We start from the raw sequence: 23224 nt of genomic DNA, 5'->3' as shown, positions 1-23224 counted from the left end.
CATGCGCAGGGGCTGCTGCATCGCGCGTGGGCTTGACCCTCTGACGGAATCCACAGCGCCATGGTCCAGGCGCAAGGTCATCAGGCGGAGCATCATCTTACCTTGCATAACCACACCCTCTCGGAGTCCACTCCGCCGACACCGGCACCTGGTGATCGCACGACTTGGTTAGGATCATCCGGCACGATTGGTGAGCGCTCCGACGGAGCCGTTGGCCGTCGCTGTGGTGTTCGAACCTTCTTCCGTGCTGTCTTCTGCCCGTGCCCAATGCCCCTACTGCGGCGTGGGTTGTGGGCTGGAGCTCAAGCCGGCGGCGGCGGCTCTTGACGCCACTGACTACAGCGCTGATTCCTGGACGGTGCGCGGAGACCGGCTGCACCCTTCCTCCCTCGGCCAGGTGTGCGTGAAAGGGGCCACGGTGGCCGAAACCCTCGATCGCAACCGCCTGAGCACACCGTTGTGGCGCGAGCAGCGCGACCAACCCTTTGAGGCGATCAGCTGGGAGCGAGCCTTCACGATCCTGGTGGAGCGGATCCAGGTGATTCAGGCGGAGCGTGGATCGGGCGCGATCGCGATGTATGGCTCGGGCCAGTTTCTCACCGAGGACTATTACGTCGCCAACAAGCTGATCAAAGGGGCCCTCGGCACCAACAATTTCGATGCCAATTCGCGGCTGTGCATGAGCTCGGCCGTGTCGGGCTATAAGCTCAGCCTGGGCTCCGATGGCCCCCCCTGCTGCTACGACGACCTCGACTTAGCAGGCACGGTGCTGCTGATCGGCACCAACACCGCCGACTGCCACCCGGTGCTCTTTCAGCGGCTGCTCAAGCGCAAGCGGCACCAGAAGGAGGCGCTGCAGATCATCGTGGTCGACCCCAGGGCCACCGCCACCAGCGCAGCGGCCGACCTGCATCTGGCCATTCGTCCGGGCACGGATCTGGTCCTGCTGCATGGCGTGGGTCATCTTTTGCTGCAGCTGGGGGCGGTGGATCCGGAGCGGGTGGCGGCCTGCGCCGATGGGTTCGCTGAGCTGGCGGCCCTCTGGGCGGGCTGGACGCCGGAGCGGGTCTGCGCCCTCTGCGGCATCGAGGAGGAGGCGCTGCGGCGCCTGGCGTCACTCTGGGCCGCCAGCTCCGGCGTGCTCAGCCTCTGGTCGATGGGGGTGAATCAGAGCGTGGAGGGCACCGCCACAGTGGCGGGGATCATCAACCTGCATCTGGTCACGGGCCAGATCGGCAAGCCCGGGGCCGGTCCGTTCTCCCTCACCGGCCAGCCCAATGCCATGGGTGGGCGGGAAGCCGGCGGCCTGGCTGCGCTGCTGCCCGGCTACCGCTCGATCCACGAGGCCAGCCACCGGGCCGCGATCGAGCAGCACTGGGGCTTTCCCCCCGGCGCGATCTCAGCGCGCGATGGGCTCTCGGTGTGGGAGCAGATCGAAGCGATGGAGCGCGGCGAACTGGGCCTGTGGTGGGTGGCAGCCACCAACCCGCTGGTGAGCCTGCCGTCGCTGGATCGGGTGCGCCAGGCGGTGGCCCAATGCCCCCTGGTGGTGCTGAGCGAGGCCTACGCGGGCACCGAAACCGAAGCGGTGGCCCATCTGGTGCTGCCGGCTGCCCAGTGGAGCGAAAAAGAGGGCGTGATGACCAACTCGGAGCGCCGGGTCACCTTGTCGCATGCCTTCCGGCAGGCCCCCGGCGAGGCCCGCCCCGACTGGGCGATCTTCGCGGAGCTGGGCCGCCGGCTGGGGTTTTCCAAGCAGTTCGCCTACGGCTCCGCAGCCGAGGTCTACGCCGAGTTCGCGTCGATCACCGCCGGGAGGCTCTGCGATCACAGCGGCCTGAGCCACGCCCTGCTGGCCGAACACGGGCCCCAGCAATGGCCGTTCCCGGCTGGCACAGCGGCGGGGGGCGGCCAGCCACGGCTGCACACCGAGGGGGTCTACCCCACCGCTAACGGCAAGGCCCGCCTGCTGGCCCAGCAACCGCTGGGGCTGGCGGAACCGCCGGATGACGGCTTCCCCCTGGTGCTCACGGTGGGGCGGTACCTCGGCCATTGGCACACCATGACCCGCACCGTCCATGTGGAGCGGGTATGTCGCAGCCATCCAGAGCCCCTGCTGGAGATCCACCCAGCAGATGCCAGCTGCTGCAACCTCGAGGAGGGCGCCCTCGCACGGGTGAGCTCCCGTCGCGGTGAGCTGACCGTGAAGGTGCAGATCACTGATCGAATTCGCCCGGGCACGGTGTTCCTGCCGATGCACTGGGGTGCCGCCCAGGAGCAAGTGTGTGAGGCCAACCGGCTGATGCATGCCCTCGGCTGCCCGATCTCGAAGCAGCCAGAGCTCAAGGCAGCGGCAGTGCGGGTGGAGCGGGCGGAGATCGCCGGCTGAGATTCAGCTGATCGGCAGCATCGCCTCCACCAGCTCAGGCGAGAGGCGCAGAAGAGCTGAGCCCCTGCCAGTGAGCTGGCCATCCACCAGGCCCGACTGACGCAAGCGGGTGAGCATCTTGGTGACGGTGACGCGGGTGTTCCCGATCAGTTCGGCCAGGCGCTCATGGGTGATCCGCAGCGGCAACTCGTACCAGAGACCATTGCGGCGTCCCAGGCGCTCCACCAGTAAGGCCAGCAGCGCCTTCAATCGCTGTTCGGTGTCGGAGTGGTGGCGGATCATCAGCAACTCCAGGGCCCAGGTGTTGAGGTCCGTGCGAACGCCCAGCATTTCGGTGCGCTCCACCCGTTCGATCTGCACCACGGAGAGAGCTTCCAGGCCCACCCAATCGCGGCGCAGGGCCAGGGCATCGCAGACTTCACCCGGTTGAAGAAAGCCGATCGTGATGTCCTGGCCCGAGGAGGCCAGCAAAAACACCCGCAGGATGCCGGAGTGGACACGCATGGGCGAGGCTGAGGCGGCATTGCCGCCATCCAGAAGCAAGGTCTGGCCCACCGCCATCGTCAGCTGACGGAAGGACTGATGAAGTGGCAGGGCGGCCCTCACGTGTCGTCGTGGGCGTAGCGGCGGTAGAGGAAATCGAGCGCGCGATTGCGCAGGTCGAAGTATTCGGGCTGCTCCAGCAGGCGGGCCCGCACACGCGGGCGGGCGAACGGCAGCTCGAGCACCTCGCCGATCGTGGCGGCGGGACCGTTGGTCATCATCACCACCCGGTCGGCCAGGAACAGGGCTTCATCGATGTCGTGGGTGATCATCAGCACCGTCACGCGGTGATCGGCCCAGATCTTGAGCAGCTCCTCCTGCAGTTCCTCGCGCGTGATCGGATCGAGCGCCCCGAACGGTTCATCGAGCAGCAGCACCTTCGGTTTGAGCGCCAGGGCGCGGGCGATCGACACCCGCTGCTTCATCCCCCCCGACAGACTTCCCGGCTTCTTGTGGGCCGCTTCGCTGAGGCCCACCAGCGCCAGGTGCTCCTCCACGATCGCCTTGGCCTGGCCGTTGCGCTGCAGTTCGGGGAACACATTGTTCACCGCCAGGGCGATGTTGTCGTAGGCGCTTAACCAGGGCAGCAGCGAATAGTTCTGGAACACCACCATGCGGTCGGGGCCAGGATCAACGATGCGCTCCCCGTTCAGCCGCACCTCGCCGGTGGTGGGCTGGCGGAATCCCGACACCATGTCGAGCAGGGTGGATTTGCCACAGCCGGAATGGCCGATCAGGCACACGAACTCCCCCTCCGCCACGGACAGATGCACACCGTCGAGCACGGTGTGGGGCCCCCGGGCGCTGGGATACACCTTGGTGACCCCGTCAATCTCCAGATAGGCGCCGGTGGCACGGCTGGTGCTGGCCGCCGTTGAGCTGAGGGTCTGCATGGGGGAGTGGGCGGGGGCGAAAGGCGGGGGGGGTCAGGTGGCGGCGGCCGGCGCCGTTGGCAGCACCACGGCCTCGATGCGCAGCGGGCGCTGCTGCTTCAGCCCCTGCACGTAGGCGGCGGGGTCGGCGGGATCGAGCTGCTCGGCGCCGAAGAAACCCACCGGGGTGGGGCGGGGCGGCTCGGCGGGCAGGCCCAGGGCGGCGGCCGCCTTGCCGAACAGATCCGGGCGCTGCACCCGGTTGAGCACCTCCTCCCAGTTGCTTGGGAAGGGGCAGACGTTCCAGCGCGCCAGCTGGGTGAGGATCCAGGTGGCCTCGGCGCGATCGGGAGCATTGACGCCAGGCCCGAAGAAGCGGTTGAAACCGGGAATCAGCGCCGGCGCACCGGTGCCGCGGTCGTAGGCCTGGGCCAGGCCGGGCAGCAGCACATCAGGGCTGGTGCCCACGTATTCGGGGCGGGCCAGCAGCTGGGCCAGCTCCTGGCGGTTGGTCGGGTCTTCGCAGTGGCGGCAGGCCTCCAGCAGGGCGCAGAGCAGAGCCTGATGGGTATGGGGGTGGGCGGCGGCCCAGTCTTCCCGCACACCGAGCACCTTCTCGCCATGGCCGTCCCAGAGGTCGGTGTCGGTGGCGATCACGGTGCCGTGCCCCTCCTGCACGGCGCGGGAGTTCCAGGGCTCGCCCACACAGAAGCCATCGATCGTGCCGGCCTTGAGCGTTGCCACCATCTGGGCGGGCGGGATCACGATCAGCTCCACGTGGCTGCTGGGGTCGATGCCGGCGGACACCAACCAGGCCCGCAGCATCAGGTTGTGCATGGAGGCGGGGTGCACCATGGCCAGGACCGGCTTATGGCCAGGATTGGCGGCGATCCAGGCCTTGAACTCCGCCGCGGTGCGCACGCCGGCCTCATGAAACCGGCGGTGCAGCGTGATGGCATTGCCGTTGCGCGAGAGCGTGAGCGCCGAGGTGATCGGCACCGGGCGGCGCCCCTGGCTGCCGAGGGTCATGGCGAAGGGCAGCCCCGCCACCATCTGGGCCGCATCCAGCACGCCCTGGCGCAGGTTGGCCTCCAGGGTTTTCCAGTTGGTTTCGCGCCGCAGGGTGACCTGATCCAGCCCGTACCTGGCGAAGAAGCCGCCTTCAAGGGCCATCACCAGCGGGGCGCAATCGGTGAGCGGCACAAAGCCGATCTCCAGATTCACCTTTTCCAGCGTTCCTGAGGCCACAGCGCCCCTGGGTCTGAAGCGCTGCTGGCGGGCATCACGCTGCTGGTTGAGGAAGGTGACCACCTCCGCGCGCAGGCCGTAGTAGGTGGGGTCTTCGACGGCGGTGAGCTGGGAGCGGGGCCGGGCCAGCGGCACATCGAGGATCTGGCCGATGTAGGCCTCCGGGCCATTGGTGAGCATCACCACGCGATCGGAGAGCAGCAGGGCTTCGTCCACGTCGTGGGTGACCATCACGGCGGTGACCTTGGCCTCCTGGCAGATCTCCATCAGCTGGGTCTGCAGGTTGCCGCGCGTGAGCGCATCGAGGGCACCGAAGGGCTCATCGAGCAGCAGCAGCTTGGGGCGGATCGCCAGGGCCCGGGCGATCGCCACCCGTTGCTTCATGCCGCCAGAGATCTCGGCGGGATACTTATCCGCCGCTGGCGTGAGCTTCACCAGCTTGATGTTGCGGTCCACGATCTCGCGCCGCTCCTCCCGGGAAATCCTGGGCATCACGTTGTCCACGGCGAGAGCGATGTTCTCGCGCACCGTTTTCCAGGGCAGCAGCGAATAGTTCTGGAACACCACCATCCGGTCGGGGCCGGGTTCGGTGACCTCCTGACCGCTCATCAGGATGCCGCCCTCCGTGGCCAGGGTGAGGCCCGCCAGCAGATCCAGCAGGGTGGATTTACCGCAACCGGAATGGCCGATCAGGGTGACGAACTCACCTTCGGCGATCTGCAGGAAGATGTCCTTGAGGGCCACATAGGTGCCGCCGTTCTTGAGCGGAAACGCCTGGGTGACGTTGTCGACGGTGAGCAGGGCAGGCATGGCTCAGGAGGCCCCGCTGCTCACACGCCGGCCGGCAAACGCCACCAGCCGATCGAGGCACAGACCGACAACGCCCACATACACAATCGCCAGCACAATCTGGCTGGCGCTCGACTCACCACCGGCGTTGTAGGCATCCCAGATGAAATAGCCGATGCCGCCATCGGCCTTGAGCATCTCCGCCGCCACGATCGCCAACCAGGCCAGGCCCACGGCGATGCGCAGACCGGTGAACACATAGGGAACGGTGGCGGGAATCACGATCTCCCGGATGTACGCGCGCTTGCGCAGCCGCAGCACGCGCGACACGTTGGTGTAATCCTGAGGGATCTCACGGATGCCCACGGCCGTGTTGATGATGATCGGCCAGATGGAGGTGATGAAGATCACGAAGATCGCCGACTTATCGGCGTTCTGAAACACCATCAGGGAGATCGGGAACCAGGCCAGTGGCGGCACCGTGCGCAAAACCTGGATCACCGGATCGAAGCCCTTGCCCACGAACCGGTTCAGGCCCAGCAAGCCACCCATGGCGATACCAACGATGGCCGCCAGGCCATAGCCCAGAGCCACCCGTTGCAGAGAAATCAGAATCTGCCAGCCCAGCCCTTTGCTGGTGCCGCCATCATCAAAAAAGGGCTGGCTGATGTAAGGGTCCCAGGTGTCTGTCACCACCTTGATGGGCCCCGGCAGACGATCAGCGCCCAGCAGGCCGGAGAGCACCTGCCAGACGATCAGAAACCCACCGATGCAGAGCAGGTAAGGGAGGATTGTGGCGAGAAGGGTGGAACGGCGTTGGCTTTGGCGCTGGCGAGGGCGCCGCCTGCCGTTCACAGCGGTGAGGGTCATGAAGGGTGGGGGTGATCAATGGCGACGGACAGTCGCTCAGGCCAGGGCTTTGATCTTGAGAGCGTCGAGATAAGCCTTGGGATCTTCAGGATCGAAGACCACGCCATCAAAGAACGTTTCCTTGCCGCGGGAATCGGAGGCGGGGATGGCCTTCTCCTGGCCGATCGCCTTGGCGGCCTCCTTCCAGAGATCGGCGCGGTTCACTTTGTTCACCAACGCATCGATATCCGTAGAGGCGGGTAGATAACCCCAGCGCATGTCCTCAGTCACGAACCACTTCTCGTGGCTCTTGTAGGGGAAGGAGGCACTGTCGGCCCAGAAGCGCATCCTGTAGGGGCTGTCCTTCACCACCCGGCCATCGCCGTAGTCCACATTGCCGGCCAGGCGGGGCTTGATGTCGTCGACAGTGGCCTTGATGTATTTATCTTTGGCGAGGATCGTGCACATCTCGTCAAGATTGGCGGGATCATCACACCACATCTGAGCTTCCAGCACCCCCTTCAGCAGGGCCAGGGTGGCCTTGGGGTTCTGCTCCACCCAATCGGCTCGCATGGAGAAGGCTTTCTCCGGATGAAGCTTCCACAGTTCACCGGTCTGGGCCACGGTGTAGCCCAGCTTCTTGTTGACCAGGCGCCCATTCCAGGGCTCACCCACACAGAAGGTGTCCATCGTGCCGGTCTGCATGTTCGCCACCATCTGCGGCGGCGGAATCACCACCAGATCGGCAGCTGTGTTGGGATCAATGCCATGGGCCGCCAGCCAGTAGCGCATCCAGAGGTCATGGGTGCCGCCGGGGAAGGTCACCGCCGCCTTGAACTTCTTGCCTTTGGCGCCTGCAGCGGCCACAGCCGCCTCCAGACCCGCCTTGTTGTCGATCGTGAGCTTTTCGGGCAGGAAAGCCTCGGCCGCGGAGATGCCCTGTCCCTGGAGATTCAGGCGCGCCAGCGTCACCATCGGCAGCGGCTGGTTCGACTTGGTGATCTTGCCGGCCGTGAGCAACAACGGCATCGGCGTGAGGATGTGGGCGCCATCAATGCCGCCGCCCGCGGTGCCGAGTTCCAGGTTGTCGCGGGTGGCGGCCCAGGAGGTCTGCTTGACCACCTTCACCTCGGGCATGCCGTGCTTGGCGAAAAAGCCCTTTTCCTGGGCAATGATCACCGGCGCTGAATCGGTGAGGGCAATGAAGCCGAGCGTGGCGCCCTTCACTTCCACTTCCACATCCCCACCGCCGCCGCTGGCGGCCGGCGCTGAGGCACTGTCCGGCTGTTTGCCGCCGCAGGCGCTCAACCAGAGGGCGCCGGCCGTGGTGCCGGCGGCGGTCACGAGGAACTTACGGCGCGAAAGGTTCGGCATGGGGCTGGGGTGTCACGAAGGTCTGGATGCGGATCACGCAATCCGGACGGGCCTCATGAACGAAGCGCACCGAGCCGGCAAGGTTGGCGCACAGGCTGACCAACCCGCCTACGTCATCACGGCCAGGGCCCGATTGATGGTGCCGGTTGTTACCGACGGCCGGGCTTTGCAGCGTTCAGCCACACGACAGCCCGAATTCCTGTAGCGCTCGCGGCAGGTTGCGGTGTTCATGCCCCGGATGGCTGAGCTTCACCAGGGCGAAGCGCTGCAGCTCATCGAGGCCCTGCCATTGCGCCAGGCTGAGCGGCGTGCCCAGCTGCCGGCAGGCCGCCGCGAGCACCGCCGGCAGCGCCTCCCCGTCGGCCGCACTGGGCAGGGCTTCCAGCTGGGCCGGCGGCAGGGGCCGGGCCGGGCCGGCGGCCATGACGGCCGTGCGTTGCAGCAGCCATTGGCGCAGGGCCTCGATCGCGAGGGGCTGATCGGGCCAGGCCAGCAACCCCTCGCGCTCCGCTGCGCCTAGGGCCTGCCAGTGGCTGAGCTTGAGCTTCACTCCCGCCAGATCGAGCTTGCGCCGCACCGCCATCGGCAGACAGCGCAGATCGGCGACGAAATCGGCCTCAAAGCCGAAGCAGCGGTCGTGGCTGGCGCGCGCAGGCAGGCTCATGGGGCCAGATCCTGGCGCAGCTTTTCGCCGCAGCGGGCGGCCAGCAGGGCGCGGGCCTGGTCGAGCCCTGCCGGCAGGCTGTCGCAGCGCTCGGCCAGCCAGAGGTACACCCCCAGGTTCCAGAGCAGCGACTCCGCCAGCGGTCCCTCGCCCTGCAGCGCCGCCAGCGCCTGCTCGCGCCAGAGCTCCAGGTTCTGCCAGGGCACCTCGGGGCCGCAGAGGCCATGGTCGCGGGGATGGACCAGCAGGCGGGTGATCACGCCATCGCGGCCCCGGGCGGTGATGCCGGCGCGGCTGGTGGGCAGGTCGGTGGAGCCCTCCAGCCCCTTGACCGTGAGCAGATCGGTTTCGCCGGCATGGGCCAACGCCTCCCAGGCGCGGGCCTCGGTGGGGGGATGAACGAAGCCGCTCACCAGGAGGTGCTCGCCCTGGTGGGGGGTCCAGAGCAGTTCCAGGCTGGCCACCGGCGGCCGCTTGCCGATCGCCTCACGGATCGGCAGCAGCCGTTCGGCAGCCGGGAAGTGGCAGGGCTGGTGGGTGAGGGCCAGGCCCTGGCTCTCCAGCCGCTGCTGCAGGTCGGCCAGGCTGAGCTGCCGCCAGTCGATGCCGAGGGCAGCGAACAGCTCAGCGAGGCTGATGCCGTACTTCACCGGCATCGGAGCACCGCCGTGCAGCACCACCGGCTGACCGGCGGCCGCCAGCAGCAGGGCCAGCAACGGCAGCAGTGGCGCGGTGCGGCTGCGGCCGTCGTAAGGCACCCCGAAGCAGAGCGGCCGCTGGCCGGGGGTGCGCAGCACCGGGCCGTGCGCGCGGTAGCTGTCGAGCATGCCGGCCAGCTCAAGCGGCGAGGGACGGCGGATGCGATGGGCGATCAGGAACGCACCCAGCTGAGCATCGCTCACCGGCCCCAGCAGCATCAGATCGGTGGCTTCGCGGGCCTCGGCGCGGGTCAGGCCGGTGCTGGTGTGCTCGCCGCTGCCCACCTTGGCGAGCAGCTCGCGGAAGCGCAGCACCTCCGGCGCCAGCGCAGGGCGGCGGGCGGCGCCTGGGGCGCTGTTGCCCTCCACGGCAGAAATCAGTGCCACCTGCGACAAGACTCCGGGGCTCCGGCTGAAAGGGTAAGGAGTCCGATCATTAGGCATGCGCAGGCCCGCTGCGAACTCTGCCCTCTCTGTAGTGGTCTCTCCAGCAGTCTCTGCGGTGATTCCCGGGTGATCCGGCCGCCGGCCCGATCGGTGTTCTCCCTCTCGTTTCCCTTCCCTCCATGGCGACGCTCAACAAGGTGGAGCAGGCCAAGGCCGGCTTCTGTGGTCTGGATCTGGCGCCGCGGCTGAGTGAACTGAGCGCCGCAGGCTGGGAATCCCTCGATGAGGCCACCCTCACCATCCATCTCAAGTGGCTGGGCATCTTTTTCCGGCCGGTCACGCCCGGGCGCTTCATGCTGCGGCTGCGGCTGCCCAACGGCGTGATCCACGCCGACCAGCTGGACGTGCTGGCGGAGGCCGTGGATCGATGCGGCAGCCACGGGAGCGCCGACATCACCACCCGTCAGAACATCCAGCTGCGCGGCCTGCTGCTGGAGGACATGCCGCCGCTGATGGCGGCGCTCGAGCGGGTGGGCCTGACCAGCCGCCAGTCGGGCCACGACAACCCCCGCAACGTGACCGGCAACCCTCTGGCCGGCATCGACCCCGAGGAGTTCATCGACACCCGGCCGCTGGTGGACCGCATCCAGGCTGCGGTGCTGGGGCCCGACGGTCCTCGCAACCTGCCACGCAAGTTCAACGTGGCGGTGGGCGGCGCCCCCGACTCCTTCCTGCTGCACAACGACCTCGCCTTTCTGCCCGCGTTCCACGACGGCACGCTGGGCTTCACCGTGATGGTGGGCGGCTTCTTCTCAGCCCAGCGCAACGAGCTGGCGATCCCGCTGGGGTTGTGGCTGCAGGCCGATCAGCTGCCGGCCTTCACGCTCGCGGTGCTGCGTCACTACGAACGGCAGGGCGACCGCAGCAACCGCAACAAGACCCGCCTGATGTACCTGATCGATGCGCTCGGGCTCGACTGCTACCGGGCGGAGGTGGTGGAGAGCTACGGCGCCGTGGCCGGCGCTGCTGCCGCCGCCGCCCTGGTGCCCCATGACGGCTCCCATCTGGTGTGCCGCGCTCCGCGGGACATCTGTGGCGTGCACGCCCAGAAGCAGCCGGGTCTGCACTGGGTGGGCCTGCATGTGCCGATGGGTCGGCTGCACGCTGATGGGATGGGCGACCTGGCCCGGCTGGCCCGCACCTACGGCAGCGGCGGGCTGCGCCTGAGCGAAAGCCAGAACGCCCTGATCGCAGATGTGCCTGGCGATCGGCTGGAGGCGCTGCTGGCCGAACCGCTGCTGCGGCACTTCCGCGTGGATCCCGGTGCGCTGGCGGCGGAAGCGGTGAGCTGCACCGGCAACCGCTACTGCAGCTTCGCGCTGATCCCCACCAAGAGCACGGCCCAGGCGGTGGTTGAGGAACTGGAGCGGCGCCTGGAGGTGCCCCATGGCGTGCGCACCCATTGGACCGGCTGCCCCAATGCCTGCGGCCAGCCCTACATGGGCTCGATCGGGCTGATGGGGGCCAAGGCCCGCAAGGACGGCGAAATGGTGGAAGCGGTGAAGGTGTTCCTGGGCGGCTCGATGGGGGCCGATCCCCGGCTGGCGGAGCTGCACGACAAGGGCATTCCGCTCAGCGAGCTGCCTGAGGCGCTGGAGCAGATTCTGGTGGAGCGGTTCGGCGCCCGGCCGCGGGCCCTCCCGGCCTGATCCGGAGTGGGCCGGTGGCGCAGGCTCCTGATTGCTAGAACAGCCAACCAGCCAGCCACCGCGAACCCGATGCTGCCTCGCGACGGCGATCCGAGCGGCGATCCGGCCCAGCTGCCACCGGCGGGTGATCCCGCCCGCTGGCCGTGGCTGCAGCAACTCCGGCGACGGCCGCAGCTGGAGCTGGCCCCCTGGCTCACGGCACTGGAAGCGGGCAGCGTGCCCGCGGAGGCCGACCTGCTCACCGTGCTGGCCGAGCGGTTGGATTCCAGCAGTGCGCCCCGGCTGCTGGCCTGGTGGTTGCGGCAGGACCCGCCCGATCCGGCCCTGGGCGAGCGGATCGGGCGGAGGCGCGAGGCCAGCTGCGCCGAGCTGTTGCGGCAGGCGCTGGCGCGCGCTCCCCAGCAGGCCCCCCTGCTGCTGCCGTTGCTCGGCCACCAGCGGGATCCCGCCGATGCCGCCCTGCTCAGCCGGCTGGCGCTGGCGCCGGGCCCGGCCGCGCAGCGCCGTGCGGCGCTGGAAGGGCTGGCGGTGGGCCTGTCCAGCTGGCCGCTGCCGGCGCTGCGCCGCACGCTCTCGCAGCTGGCGGCCGATCTCGACCCCCAGCTGGCCGCCGACGCCATCGACCTGCTGGCCCGCCTGCCCCGAGGGCGGGCGCTGCTGCTGGGCCTGGCGGCAGACCGGCTCGATCCGGCCGTGGCGGCGCGGCGGCAACGGCGCCTGCACGCCCTGCCGCCCAGCCCCCTGCTGCTGCTGGTGCACGGGCGCAGCGGCGGTCTGATCCCGGACGACCTGTTGGCCCTGCGCGACACGCTGGAGCAACGGCGCGGCGCCAGCGTGCGGCTGCTGGCGCTCACCGCAGCGGAGGGGTCGCCCCATGCACCCCTGCCGCCGCGGCCGGAGGGGCCGGAGGGCGCCACGCTGGTGCCCCTGTTCCTCGTGCCAGGTGGCCATGTGCGGCACGACCTGCCGGCGATCGCCGCCCGCTGGCGTCAGGCGGGTCCGCTGCACCGGCTGCCGTTTCTGGGGGCCTGGCGCTGCTGGCAGCAGGCCCTGGCGCAGGAAGTGCAGGAGCTGGGACAGGGGGCGGCCGCAGCGCCGCTGCTGCTACACCACCCACTGGACGGGGCGCTGGGCCGGCGCTATCTGCAGCACCTGAGCAGGATCACCGGTGCCGCTTGCCGGCCCGCTTCATACAGTGCGCCAGATCCACAGGAGCTCCAACTGGCGATCCGCAGCCCTGTCCTTGCTCTGGCGCTGGCCGCCAACCGCCTCACGGACAGCCTGCCGCTGGAGCTCGGACCCCCCTTGCTGCAACGGCCGCGCCTGCAGCGGGTGCTGCTGGAGAAGCTCGCGGCGCTGCCATGACAGCCACGCCCCTGCCGGACGACGTTTCCCCTTCCAGCGGCGTTTCTGCCAGCGGCAAGGTTTATCTGGTGGGGGCCGGGCCGGGCGATCCCGAGCTGCTCACGCTCAAGGCCCACCGGCTGCTCAGCCAGTGCGATGCCCTCGTCTACGACTCGCTTGTGCCCAAGGCCCTGCTCGATCTGCCGCCGGCCGGCTGTGAGCGCCATTTCGTGGGCAAGCGGCGCGGGCACCATTCCGTGCCACAGCCGAGCACCAATGCCGTGCTGGTGGAGCTGGCCCGGCGGCATCGGCTGGTGGTGCGCCTGAAAGGAGGCGATCCGTTCCTGTTCGGCCGGGGCGGTGAGGAAGCGGCGCACCTCGCCCGCCATGGCGTGGCTGTGGAAGTGGTGCCGGGGGTCACCGCCGGCATCGCGGCGCCGGCCTATGCGGGCATTCCGGTCACCCATCGGCGCGCCGGCTCGAGCGTCACCTTCGTGACGGGGCACGAGGAGATCGACAAAGGGCGCCCCGGGGTGGACTGGCGCGGCCTGGCCCGCTGCAGCGACGGCCTGGTGATCTACATGGGCCTGCACAACCTGCCACGCATCTGCGAGGAACTGATGGCGGGCGGCCTGGCGTCCACCACCCCCGCCGCCGTGATCCAGCAGGGCACCGTGAGCGGCCAGCGCCAGCTGATCGCCGACCTCGGCAGCCTGGCAGCGCGGGTGACGGCGGAGGGGTTTCAGTCGCCGTCGATCGTGGTGGTGGGCCAGGTGGTGGAGGAGCGGGTGGCTGGCTGCGCCCCAGCACCAGCCGCCGTGGACATGCCGATCCCCTTCTGAACGGGGGAGTTCAGCACGGCGGTACACCCGGCTGGCCTTCGGCGCGCAGTGCCTTGGCGGCCGGCAACAGGCTCACGCCCTGGGAGCCGGCCTCGGCGGTGTTGGTGGCACGGCCCTCCACCGTGCGGCGCCCCACCACCTCACCGGTGCTGCTGTCCACCACGCGCACCTCGATGGCCACGTCATCGCGGGTTTCGGCCTGTTGGTGCTGCTTTCCGAATCCCAGCAGGCCAAAGGTGCTGCCGGAGGTCTTGCTCTCCACGTTGGAGTCGTAGGAGGTGACGGTGCCCAGCCCGATGTAGCGGGCGCCGGTCATCTGGCCTTTCTGGGCGGCGTTGGGCCCCTTGCGCACGATGCCGAGCTCGCTGAGCTCCTGCTCGGAGAGCACCTCCTTGAGGTTGGCGCGCCACCACCAGGTCTGCTGGGTGACCGTGTTCTGAAGGCCGGCACCGACACGGGGGGGCGGCTGGCGGGACGGGGGCCGTGCGCTGGCTCTGGGCCAAGGCCGGGGCGGGTAGCAGCGGCGTCAGCAGGCAGGGGGCAGCGGCGGCGCGTGCAACGGTTGAAGCTCTGTGGCGCATTCAACCAACCGGAACGGTTTCCGGTCCCAAAACGTCATTCCGTAGTGGTTGAAACGTTCAACTGAGTGTGATGATCGTTTAGGTAGACCACCGTCTGACGCCGGTTCCGCCCGGTGTGGCCCCAATGACCACAACCGCTCTGCCACAGGGCCCGCATCGCTCGCCCCGGCCGGCGCCGATGTTTGAGCTGATCCCCTACGAGAAGTTTCGCGATACCCCGGCGGTCCGCTTCTTCGATATCACCGTGCCCACCTCGAATGCGAGGGATCTGGTGGTGCACACCGGGCCGGCCGTGAGCCCCCCCGACGACCCCGCCACCGGGGCGTGGCAGTTCTATCTGCATCCCCACCAGGAAGACAACCTGCTGGCCATGCACGGCGGCCGCACCTTCTTCCTGGTGAACCTGGGCTGGAACTACCCGTTCCACATCGTTCGGCTCGACACCGGCGGCGACATCCTGCGCATTCCGCCCGGCACCTTCCACCGCTCGGTGTCCGACCCGGATGGCTCGCTGGTGCTGAACCAAGCGGTGCGCGAGGAAGGGGCGTCGCTGGTGCGTGAATTCCGCGTCTACAACAGCCACAACATTCCCCAGCTCTACGCCGTCACCAGCCAGACAGCACCGCTGCCGAAGCTGCACGGCGTCACCTGGTGAGCCATGGCCTCCAGGGGCTGGCGCAGGTGAGCAGCAAGCAGCGGGTGGTGCGGTGAGCCGACCCACAGCAAGGCATCGAGCTTTGTAACGTTTTATAAAAACGCTGTGGCTTCTCCCCTCTCCCTCGATCGCGAGTTCACTGTGGCGATGCACTCGCGCACCATCGACGACTGCGACGACATCGAAGCCCTGCGCGCCATCGCCAAGACCCTGTTGGAGGCCTGGCAGTTGCAGGCCATGTTCAGCGAGGACTACGGCGCCCAACTGCTCCGCGTCCATGCCCCCTGAGGCGAGCAGCCCGCAGCCGCAGCTGGCCATCGTCGGCGCGGGGCTGGCCGGATGCGCCCTCGCCGCCCAGCTGACGCAGCTGGGCTGGCCGGCACCGATCACCCTCTGGGAAGCCGGGCGTGGACCGGGAGGTCGCGCCAGCACCCGCCGCTCCCGCCACGATCCGCAGCGGCGGGCCGACCACGGTGCTCCACTGCTCACCATCACCACCGATCCGCCGCCGGCGCTGCTGGCGCCACTGCTGGCGGGTGGCTGGATCGAACCCTGGCCTGAACCCTGCGCCCGCCTTGATGCCAGCGGCGCCCTGCAGCCGATCGGGCCGGAGCCGTTGCTGCAGGGCAGCCGCTACCGCGGCCGCGGTGGCATGGAGCAGGTGTGTGCCGGGTTGCTGGCCCTGGCCGGCGCCGGCTGCACGCTGCACAGCTCCCGCCTGATCCAGCGGCTGGAACCACGGGCCGGCGGCGGCTGGCGCCTGCTCGGCCGCGAGGGCGAACACCTGGCAGACGTCGACTGGCTCGTGCTGAGCGGCACCCTGCTGGTGCATCCGCGCGGGCGGGCCCTGCTGGGCGCTGCACCCGCACCGCTGGCGGCGCTGGCGGCCGGCGACCCGCAGCTGGCGGCGGCGCTGCGCGTGATCGCCACCCTGGGCGCGGAGCCTTGCAGCAACCTGATCTGGCAGCTGGAGGGGGCGGCGGCGGAACCCTGGCTGGCCCTGCCGTTTCGCCTGCTGGAGTTCGAAGCCGGCGCCCAGCACCGCTGGGGGCTGCGGCGCGTGTCGATCCAGCCCGGTGCGCAGGGCCGCTGCGCGGTGGTGGCCCACTCCAGCGCCGCGCTCGCCGCCGACCATCTGCAGACGGTGGGCTCGGGCTCCGCCGCTGTGCAGCTGCCGGGGGTGAAGCTCGACCTGGAGCGCGAGCAGGCCCTGATCGCGCAACTCACGGCCGCCGTGCAGGCCGCGCTAGCCGCCTGGCTCCCTGAGGCGACCGGCCAGCCGCCGGCGGGAGAGCGGCAGCTGATGCGCTGGAGCGCCGCTTTTCCCCGCGGCGAGGGGTTGCCCGTCGACCTCAGCCTCTGCGCCCACAGCCGCCTGGCGTTCTGCGGTGACTACCTGACCGGGCCCGGATTCGGCCGCGCCGAAGGGGCCTGGCGCAGCGGCGAACACCTGGCCGAGCGCCTGATGGGGCTGCTGAGCCCCCCTGGCACGCCAGCAGTGGGCGCGGCTTCGGGCTGTCTGGCTGCAGAAGCGCATGAGGCTTCAACTGCGGCCACCGGTGAGGCTTCAGCTACGGCCACGGCTGGGGGTAGGCGCACGTCTTCAGCGTGGAATGCGCGTCCCGACGCGGCGGCCCTGGGAAGGCAAGACAATGGCTGAGCCCCGCCTGCCGCCCATGCCCCCGATGTGCCGGCCGCAGGCCCTGGCGAAACAACTGCAGCGCCAGGCCGGGCCACTGCCGCGCCAAGCCAGGCGCTCGGCCCGCCGCTGGTTCGCCACGGCCGGGCGCGCCGCAGCGGCGATGGTTGCTGTGCTGGCTCTGGTGCTGCTGCCGCTCCTGCAGGCGCCTACCCCGGCGCTGGCGGCGAGCCCCGAGGCTTACCGCTGCGATGGCGATCCCCTGCTGGCCTTGGCCGACAACGGCGCCGTTGATGCCATCGGCATTCCCAACACGGCGGCGGGCACGGTGCCGGGCGCGTTCGTGGTGCTGCGGTGGCGTGGGGTGACGCTGCAGCTGCCGCGCACCAACAACGCCGGCGCCCCCAGCTACACCGACGGCAAGTGGTGGTGGAGCCTGGAGGATCCAGCGGCGCCGCGCTTCCAGCTGCGGCAGGGGGGCGTGATCAGCTACGCCTGCGAGCGCGCCGCTTGAGCAGCAGCGCCCTGCCCGCCTGGCGCGTGTTGCTGCGCGGTGCACGGGAGCGGGAGGGTCGCTCGCCGGCGGGGCGCTGGCTGCAGCTGGCCAGCGTGGGCACCGATGGCACGCCAAGGGTGCGCACGCTGGTGTTCCGCGGCTGGGCGGATGCGGTGCGGCTCGATCTGCTCAGCGACGGGCGCAGCGCCAAAGCCGAGGAGCTGGCGGCCCAGCCGGCGGTGGAACTCTGCTGGCTGCTGCCGAAGGCCCGCAGCCAGTTCCGCCTGCGCGGGCGCCTGGAGCTGCCGGTCGGCGCAGACCTGCTGGCGGCGCGCGAGCGGCACTGGCGCCAGCTGAGCCCGGCGGGGCGGGCGTTGTGGGGCTGGCCGCCGCCGGGGCAGGCACTCGATCCGCAGGCGGCGTTTCCGAGCGAACTGGCCGACGGCACGCCCTTGCCGCCCCACTTTCTGCTGCTGCGCATTGCGGTGCAGCAGGTGGAGTTGCTGGAGCTCAGCGGCACACCGCACCACCGTCAGCGCTGGCGGGAAGCCACCGGCTGGCAGTGCGAGGCGCTCAATCCCTGAGCCGCCTGTGCCGCCAGAACGTGCTCAATCCGGGAGCGCTTCCCCCTCCAGAAAGGGCTCGAGAAACTGGAGCGGCCGGTGCATGGTGGCCGAGAAGCCCAGCAGCCCCGGATCGCGGTGCACGGCGAGCAGACGGTCGTCGGCGTCGATCAGGAAGGTGCCGCCGCGCTGGGTGAGGAAGTCGTCGCGGGGCACATAGGTGCGCCAATGGCCCAGCACTTCGATCATGTTGCTCAGCCGGGTGGTGGCCAGCTCGAAGGGCCGCAGCGGCGTGCGGCGATCGCCGGTGTAGCCGCGCAGCACTTCCGCCAGGGTTCCCGGCGAACTGATCCCGGCGCACATCAGCAGCAGGCCGGGCCAGGGGCCGGCGCTGGCCCCCAGACCCTTCGCCAGGTCAAGGGCGCGGTGCAGCCGGGGCTCGGAATCCACCAGCAGCCGCTCCGGGGGGAAACCGGTAAACGCGCAGAAGCGCTCACGCCCGGGGCCATGGCTGATACCGATGGCCAGCACCTCGATGCCGGCGGACTGCAGCCGGGGCAGGGCAGGCACCAGCGCCTGGGCGTACTCGAGGCTGTCGAAATCACCGAGCTGGGGCCACAGCAGCACCAGGAGACGGCGGCCCGGCCCCATAGCGGGCAGGCCGGCCAGGCGCTCCAGCAGCGCGGCCGGGGCGCGGCAGCCGACAGCCACTCCTGCGGCGGGAGCTGGGGCCGCTTCAGGGGCGGGGGCAGCGGTCATGGCGGGGGAGAAGGAGAAGGGAGCGGACTCAGCCCTGGCGATGGCGCCGGCGGCCGAGCGGTTCGATCCACTCCTGGCGGATCAGGTCGTTGTGCAGCTTGGCGGAGGAGAGGCGGCAGCCCAGCTGGATTTCGCCGTCGTCCAGCAGGCGACCGAGACGCAGCGCCGTGGCCTCCTCGACCCGCGAAAAGCCCTGCTGACGGGCCACGACCCAATCGAGCTCCGACGGGGTGATCACCCCGGTGGCGAGGGTTTCGATGAAGAGTTCGCCGACGGTCATGAACCGATGTTGCGGAATGTAAACATCCTGTCGCGAGACGCGGGCCGGCGCGGGCCCGGCCGAGAGCCGCACACGGCCAGACCGAGTCAGCCGCAGGGCCAGCCGCTGCCTTGCCTCCAGCGCTCCTTTGCGGCGCCACTTCCGTGCACCAATCGCTCAAGCGCACGGCGCCTCCTGCGGCCCAACGGCTCCAAGTCCGCACCCGCGGCATGGCCGCAGCCGCTCGGCCCCGACCCCACCCCCGACCTCGACCCCGCCCACAAGCCGGTCTCCTCACACTTCTTCACCTGTCGCGCCATCGTGTGTAAAGAAATGAAAAGTTCATGACCACCCTCACCCCTGCTGGAAGTGTTCCTCGGTTTTCTCACCGCGGCCGTTGCCCTCTGGGCCGCCGGCCTGGCCGGCCCTTCCCAGGGACAGCTCTGAGCCGGCGCTGCCAGCTCCGCTTTTCTCAGAATTCCCGCCCCCGTCCCTTTCCCCTTCGTCCCCCTCACCACCGCTCCGGCTGCACCCATGACCTCCTTTCTGTCCCGCTACGTGCTGCGGGAAGGCTTCCTCGCCAACACCGGCCTGCTGATCCTGCGCCTGGCCATCGGCGCGATGATGATCCACCACGGCCAGGAGAAGCTGGCAGATCCGCAGACCTTCGCCACCAATTACGTGGTGCCGTTGCACCTGCCCTTCCCGGTGTTCTTCGCCGAAGTGGCGGGCTTCTCGGAAATCCTCGGCTCCTGGTGCGTGATCCTGGGTTTCTTCACACCGATCGGTGCGCTGGCCCTGGCCGGAACGATGGGCGTGGCGGCTTACCACCACATCCTCACCAGCGGCTTCAACATCTACGTGCTGGAACTGGTGGTGCTGTACCTGGGCGGCAGCCTGGCGATCCTGCTGAACGGCCCGGGCCGCTTCTCCTTTGATGCCGGCATTCTCAGCGGCCTGCTCGGCGCCCGCCAGCCCCAGGCCGCCGCAGCCGCCGGCAGCGCGGCCATGTCCAGCAGCGTGCCCCTCAACCGCGCAGCCACCGCTGCTCCGACCTCCCTCTGAGAATCGAATCTCCCCGCTGAGCGGACATGTCGATTCCCCCCCTGCCGGCTCTGGTCACCCTCGTGGCCATGGTCGGCTTTCTTGCCACCGTGATGCTGGTGGGCGCGGCTCGCGTCAAGCACGGCGTCAAACCGCCCTCGGTGGTGGGTCCCGAGCCGTTCGAGCGGGCGCTGCGGGTGCAGCAGAACACTCTGGAACAGCTGATGGTCTTCCTGCCCTGCTTCTGGCTGGCGGTGGCCTTCAGCAGTGAGCCCGCGGCCACAGCGCTGGGCTTCGTCTGGGTGGGAGGCCGCGTGGCCTTCGCCGTCGGCTACCTCCAGGCGGCCGAGAAACGGGCCGCCGGTTTCGCGATCAGCTTCACCAGCAGCATCGTGCTGCTGGTCATGGCCCTGGTGGGTGTGCTCGCCAGGCTGGGCTGAACCCAGACAGGATGGCGCCGCTCAGGCCTTGGCATTTCAGGAGGAACAGTTCAGGTCAGGAGGAACGGTTCGGGCCTTCTGCTTTGAGGCTGCTCCTCAACTACTGCTGGCGCTGCTGGTGCTGCACCTCAGTTGTTGCTTCCCAGTCCTCGCTCTTCAGCTCCTGCTTGTCTGCGTTGCTGGCGAGTGTGTGCTGGTCATCCCACGCATGACCTGGCCCATGATCCTCACCCGCACCCAGCGCGGCAGGGGGACCAGGGCGTAGGTCAACAGCTTGGAGAGGGCGCCGGGCAGCACGGTGCCTTGACGCCCGAGGGCCTCAAGGATCGGCTGGGCGATCGCTTCGGGGTCGAGAGCATGGCCAAGGCGCAGGCCGGCCCGGCTCGCGAAGCCGCTGTGGGTGGGCCCCGGCGCAGCCGCCAGCACATCCACGCCGCAGGCGCTGAGCTCCACCTGCAGCGCTTCCGCCAGGGCCTGCACGTAGGCCTTGGTGGCGGCGTAATGGGCGGCGTAGGGCATCCCCTGAAAGCCCACGATCGAGCTGAGCAACACCAGACCACCCCGGCCCCGGGCGCGAAAGCGGCGCCCGAAATGGAAACAGGCCTGCATCAGCGCTCGGCCGTTCACCATCAACAGCTCGGTTTCGCTGGTGAGGTCGGCATCGAGGAAGGGGCCCGAGCTGCCGAAACCCGCGGCGGCCACCAGCAGACCCACCTCCAGCGGATCCGTGGCGGCACAAAGCACAGCGAGCTGGTCGTCCCGAGCCAGATCCAGATCCAGCACGCACACCTGCACGCCGTGCCGGGCAGCGAGCTGGGCGGCAAGGCCATCGAGTGCAGGGCGGCTGCGGGCCACCAGCACCAGGTTCAGCCCCGTCTCCGCCAGGCGGCAGGCCAGGGCACGGCCGATGCCGGAAGAGGCCCCGGTCACCACGGCCCAGGGTCCGTAGCGGCTGAGGAAATGCTGCTGACGGCGGGTACGGGCGGTTGTCATTGCTGGGTAGCGACTGGAACGACTGGGGAACGGATGGAGCGCGGCTGGTGTACAGGCGGGGAGTGGATTGGAGCGCGGCGGGGACAGGCAGCGGCAGGCGAGCGGCAGTTCTGGTTGTTAGCCATGATGTGCGTCATGCCATTGAGCAAAAAAGAGAGGGGGCGGATCCGGCAGGGGCATGGCCCAGCTCAGCCACCTTCGGCTCAGGGGCCAACAGGGCGGGCCACCGCCTCCAGCAGGCGGCTGGCCAGAACGGGATCGTCGACCAGGCGCGCCAGCAGCACCGCTCCCACCATGGCCGACGCCAGCTGCAGCGCTGCATCACTGGGGTGGCATCGCCGGGCTCGTCCCCGCAGGGCACCTTGGCGGGCGGGCGGGCGGGCAACTTGCGCTCGATCGCCGCGAGCAACCCATGGGCCGCAGCGGCAAAGGCGGCGCGCACGGACGCCGGCTGGCGACCCCCTCACCCCCAAGCGCCGCGATCACGCAGCCCCGCTCCGGGTGAGCGACGTGCTCGGGCGAGAGGTAGAAGGCAAGGCTCTGCTCCAGCGAAAGCCCCTCAGCCAGCGGCCCCTCGGCGCTGGCGGCGGCCGCCGTGCGGATGGCTTCAGCCACCAGGGCGTCGCGGCTCTGGAAATGGGAATAGAAGGCGCCATGGGTGAGGCCGGCCTGCTTCATCAGCGCCGGGATGCCGATACCCGAGAGCCCCTGACGGCGTAATTCAGCCGCGGCAGCGCGCAGGATGCGCTCACGCACAGCTTGCTTGTGACCGTCGGCGTATCGCATGATGGGCATCATGCCATGAATCTGTGGGCCTCACCCGCCCCGCAGCGGGTGGCTCAGCTGCAGGCATGAACAACCCCGATGGGAAAGCACAGCTGGGAAGCTGCGGAACAACGTTTGGGCGCCCCTGGCGAAGTTCCGTGAGGTTCAACACAGAGGCACTTCAAGCCGTATCTCGGCGAGCGGAAGTCCTTCAGGGGCCAGGGGCGCAGCAGGAGATGGATTTGAAGTGTTCATCCCGCATCACCCGGCTTCCCCAGACCGTGTCAGCAGCCTCCTAGGCCTCAACCTCCCAGAGCACCATGCACGCTCGCTTGTGAAGGATCTGTAGTTCGTAGCTGCTGGAACAGGCCGAGGCCGCATAGCCATAGCAGACATGCAGCGGCAGAAGATGCTCTTCCCTGGGATGGCAGTAGCGGGCAAAAGGGGCGTCCTGCCAATGGAGCAGACGCTGGCTGCGCTCCTGTTCAGCGAGCTGGCGGTTGGAACAGGTGTCGAGCAACCAGTTCTCGAAGGCCCCATTCATCGCCTTGGATTCAGCTGTATCGGGTGTGAAGAAGGCCTTCATGTTGTGGAAGGAGAAGCCCGAACCGATCAGCAGCAACCCCGGATCCGCCAGGCCTTGCAAGGCACGGCCCAGGGCCAGATGCTGGGCAGGATCCAGGCTGCGAAGCAAAGACAGCTGCACGCATGGGATCTCTGCCGCGGGAAACATGATCTTCAGAGGCACGAACAGGCCATGATCCAATCCTCTCGTGGTCGTGAGGCGGGCCTCGATGCCAGCTTCAGCCAGCGCCGCAGCGATGGCGCACGCCAGCGGCGGATCACCTGGGCATGGATACTGAATCTCGTACGACTCGTGTGGAAATCCGCTGTAGTCGTAGAGAAGCGACGGATTCGCGCCGGCAGTCACAGTGGGTTGCTGCTCTTCCCAATGGGCACTCACCACAAGGATGGCGGAAGGCCGCTCGATCGTGGCGGCAATGGTTGTCAGGCAAGCAACCATTTCGGCATGGGCCGCATCACCAAGCAAAGGCAATGGACCACCACCATGGGAGAGGAACAGGGCCCGGCGTCGCTGCACTGATCACTCCTGATGCAAAGCTGCTTGCACAGCTGCCTGGATGGATGAGCGCCAGTGCCCAAGGCCATGCAAAGCATTGAGCCCAAGGTCATGAAAGGCACTGAGCCCATCACCCAAACCCCAGAACTGTCAGAGCAACTGTAGAGCAGACGCACAGGGGAGAACCACTGCCTGCAGCAGGGATGGCAGCAGCAGCGACGACAGACGTGGCGGCAGCAGC

At 68.9% G+C, this 23224-nt stretch carries 24 protein-coding genes; 11 read left to right on the top strand and 13 right to left on the bottom strand.

Annotated features, from left to right (window positions below):
- Positions 1–190: 190 nt before the first annotated feature.
- Positions 191–2389, top strand: coding sequence for a molybdopterin oxidoreductase family protein (locus tag ACXMDP_RS02620; RefSeq protein WP_399232508.1), 2199 nt, complete (start codon positions 191–193; stop codon positions 2387–2389).
- Between the two features lie 3 nt (positions 2390–2392).
- On the opposite strand, the gene ACXMDP_RS02615 is transcribed toward ACXMDP_RS02620, so the two are convergent.
- The 7 genes from ACXMDP_RS02615 to ACXMDP_RS02585 all read right to left on the bottom strand — a co-directional run bounded on the left by ACXMDP_RS02615 (position 2393) and on the right by ACXMDP_RS02585 (position 9753).
- Positions 2393–2893 (bottom strand): Crp/Fnr family transcriptional regulator, encoded by a 501-nt coding sequence (locus tag ACXMDP_RS02615; RefSeq protein ID WP_259728764.1) that lies wholly within the window; start codon positions 2891–2893, stop codon positions 2393–2395.
- 98 nt (positions 2894–2991) lie between these two features.
- Positions 2992–3825: a nitrate ABC transporter ATP-binding protein gene (locus ACXMDP_RS02610; RefSeq protein ID WP_259728765.1), complete on the bottom strand. Its 834-nt coding sequence runs from the start codon at positions 3823–3825 to the stop codon at positions 2992–2994.
- A 33-nt stretch (positions 3826–3858) separates the two neighbouring features.
- The gene (locus ACXMDP_RS02605; protein WP_259728766.1) at positions 3859–5862 is read right to left on the bottom strand and encodes an ABC transporter ATP-binding/substrate-binding protein; all 2004 of its coding nucleotides are present in this window, start codon (positions 5860–5862) and stop codon (positions 3859–3861) included.
- A 3-nt stretch (positions 5863–5865) separates the two neighbouring features.
- Positions 5866–6711: a nitrate ABC transporter permease gene (gene ntrB, locus ACXMDP_RS02600; RefSeq protein ID WP_259728767.1), complete on the bottom strand. Its 846-nt coding sequence runs from the start codon at positions 6709–6711 to the stop codon at positions 5866–5868.
- A 36-nt stretch (positions 6712–6747) separates the two neighbouring features.
- The gene (locus ACXMDP_RS02595; protein ID WP_259728768.1) at positions 6748–8064 is read right to left on the bottom strand and encodes a CmpA/NrtA family ABC transporter substrate-binding protein; all 1317 of its coding nucleotides are present in this window, start codon (positions 8062–8064) and stop codon (positions 6748–6750) included.
- Between the two features lie 175 nt (positions 8065–8239).
- Positions 8240–8728: a nitrate reductase associated protein gene (locus ACXMDP_RS02590; RefSeq protein ID WP_259728769.1), complete on the bottom strand. Its 489-nt coding sequence runs from the start codon at positions 8726–8728 to the stop codon at positions 8240–8242.
- The gene (locus ACXMDP_RS02585) at positions 8725–9753 is read right to left on the bottom strand and encodes an anthranilate phosphoribosyltransferase (RefSeq protein ID WP_259728774.1); all 1029 of its coding nucleotides are present in this window, start codon (positions 9751–9753) and stop codon (positions 8725–8727) included. Before ACXMDP_RS02585 ends, ACXMDP_RS02590 begins: the two co-directional genes overlap by 4 nt.
- Before the next feature lie 239 nt (positions 9754–9992).
- Between ACXMDP_RS02585 and ACXMDP_RS02580 the strand changes: the two genes are divergently transcribed.
- From ACXMDP_RS02580 to cobA, 3 genes are all read left to right on the top strand, one after another.
- The gene (locus tag ACXMDP_RS02580) at positions 9993–11522 is read left to right on the top strand and encodes a ferredoxin--nitrite reductase (protein WP_259728770.1); all 1530 of its coding nucleotides are present in this window, start codon (positions 9993–9995) and stop codon (positions 11520–11522) included.
- A 69-nt stretch (positions 11523–11591) separates the two neighbouring features.
- Positions 11592–12887 carry a CbiX/SirB N-terminal domain-containing protein gene (locus tag ACXMDP_RS02575; protein WP_457767041.1) on the top strand — a complete coding sequence of 432 codons (1296 nt, stop codon included), beginning with the start codon at positions 11592–11594 and terminating at the stop codon, positions 12885–12887.
- Positions 12884–13708, top strand: coding sequence for a uroporphyrinogen-III C-methyltransferase (gene cobA, locus ACXMDP_RS02570; protein WP_094514585.1), 825 nt, complete (start codon positions 12884–12886; stop codon positions 13706–13708). Before ACXMDP_RS02575 ends, cobA begins: the two co-directional genes overlap by 4 nt.
- 10 nt (positions 13709–13718) lie before the next feature.
- Here the strand turns inward: cobA and ACXMDP_RS02565 are convergent, their stop codons facing one another.
- Positions 13719–14096 carry a CsgG/HfaB family protein gene (locus ACXMDP_RS02565; protein ID WP_259728727.1) on the bottom strand — a complete coding sequence of 126 codons (378 nt, stop codon included), beginning with the start codon at positions 14094–14096 and terminating at the stop codon, positions 13719–13721.
- 371 nt (positions 14097–14467) lie between these two features.
- On the opposite strand from ACXMDP_RS02565, the gene ACXMDP_RS02560 reads away from it, so the two are divergent.
- From ACXMDP_RS02560 to ACXMDP_RS02540, 5 genes are all read left to right on the top strand, one after another.
- Positions 14468–14944 (top strand): redox protein, encoded by a 477-nt coding sequence (locus tag ACXMDP_RS02560; RefSeq protein WP_094514580.1) that lies wholly within the window; start codon positions 14468–14470, stop codon positions 14942–14944.
- Positions 14945–15049: 105 nt separating this feature from the next.
- Positions 15050–15232, top strand: a complete 183-nt coding sequence (locus ACXMDP_RS02555) for a hypothetical protein (protein WP_094514577.1) — start codon at positions 15050–15052, stop codon at positions 15230–15232.
- The gene (locus tag ACXMDP_RS02550; protein WP_259728726.1) at positions 15222–16604 is read left to right on the top strand and encodes an NAD(P)-binding protein; all 1383 of its coding nucleotides are present in this window, start codon (positions 15222–15224) and stop codon (positions 16602–16604) included. The genes ACXMDP_RS02555 and ACXMDP_RS02550 overlap by 11 nt, the downstream gene beginning before the upstream one ends.
- Positions 16597–17097 carry a hypothetical protein gene (locus ACXMDP_RS02545; protein WP_311134087.1) on the top strand — a complete coding sequence of 167 codons (501 nt, stop codon included), beginning with the start codon at positions 16597–16599 and terminating at the stop codon, positions 17095–17097. Before ACXMDP_RS02550 ends, ACXMDP_RS02545 begins: the two co-directional genes overlap by 8 nt.
- Entirely contained in the window at positions 17094–17663 is a 570-nt protein-coding gene (locus ACXMDP_RS02540; protein WP_259728725.1) for a pyridoxamine 5'-phosphate oxidase family protein, read from the top strand. Before ACXMDP_RS02545 ends, ACXMDP_RS02540 begins: the two co-directional genes overlap by 4 nt.
- 24 nt (positions 17664–17687) lie before the next feature.
- Here the strand turns inward: ACXMDP_RS02540 and ACXMDP_RS02535 are convergent, their stop codons facing one another.
- Positions 17688–18293, bottom strand: a complete 606-nt coding sequence (locus ACXMDP_RS02535) for a peroxiredoxin-like family protein (protein WP_259728736.1) — start codon at positions 18291–18293, stop codon at positions 17688–17690.
- 136 nt (positions 18294–18429) lie between these two features.
- On the bottom strand, positions 18430–18681 hold the full coding sequence (locus tag ACXMDP_RS02530) for a hypothetical protein (protein ID WP_094514568.1): 252 nt from the start codon (positions 18679–18681) through the stop codon (positions 18430–18432).
- Between the two features lie 513 nt (positions 18682–19194).
- Here ACXMDP_RS02530 and ACXMDP_RS02525 point away from each other — a divergent pair.
- Positions 19195–19725, top strand: a complete 531-nt coding sequence (locus ACXMDP_RS02525) for a DoxX family protein (protein ID WP_259728724.1) — start codon at positions 19195–19197, stop codon at positions 19723–19725.
- 26 nt (positions 19726–19751) lie between these two features.
- Positions 19752–20144 carry an MAPEG family protein gene (locus tag ACXMDP_RS02520; RefSeq protein WP_259728723.1) on the top strand — a complete coding sequence of 131 codons (393 nt, stop codon included), beginning with the start codon at positions 19752–19754 and terminating at the stop codon, positions 20142–20144.
- 156 nt (positions 20145–20300) lie between these two features.
- Here ACXMDP_RS02520 and ACXMDP_RS02515 read toward each other — a convergent pair whose 3' ends face one another.
- The 3 genes from ACXMDP_RS02515 to ACXMDP_RS02505 form a co-directional block, all read right to left on the bottom strand.
- Positions 20301–21137: an SDR family NAD(P)-dependent oxidoreductase gene (locus ACXMDP_RS02515; protein ID WP_259728722.1), complete on the bottom strand. Its 837-nt coding sequence runs from the start codon at positions 21135–21137 to the stop codon at positions 20301–20303.
- Between the two features lie 321 nt (positions 21138–21458).
- Entirely contained in the window at positions 21459–21923 is a 465-nt protein-coding gene (locus ACXMDP_RS02510; RefSeq protein WP_457767037.1) for a TetR/AcrR family transcriptional regulator, read from the bottom strand.
- 274 nt (positions 21924–22197) lie between these two features.
- Complete coding sequence (locus tag ACXMDP_RS02505; RefSeq protein WP_259728720.1) at positions 22198–22926, bottom strand: DODA-type extradiol aromatic ring-opening family dioxygenase; 729 nt, start codon at positions 22924–22926, stop codon at positions 22198–22200.
- Between the last annotated feature and the right edge of the window lie 298 nt (positions 22927–23224).

The organism is Cyanobium sp. ULC065, from assembly GCF_977927515.1.
This window is presented reverse-complemented; position numbering and strand designations above follow the sequence as displayed.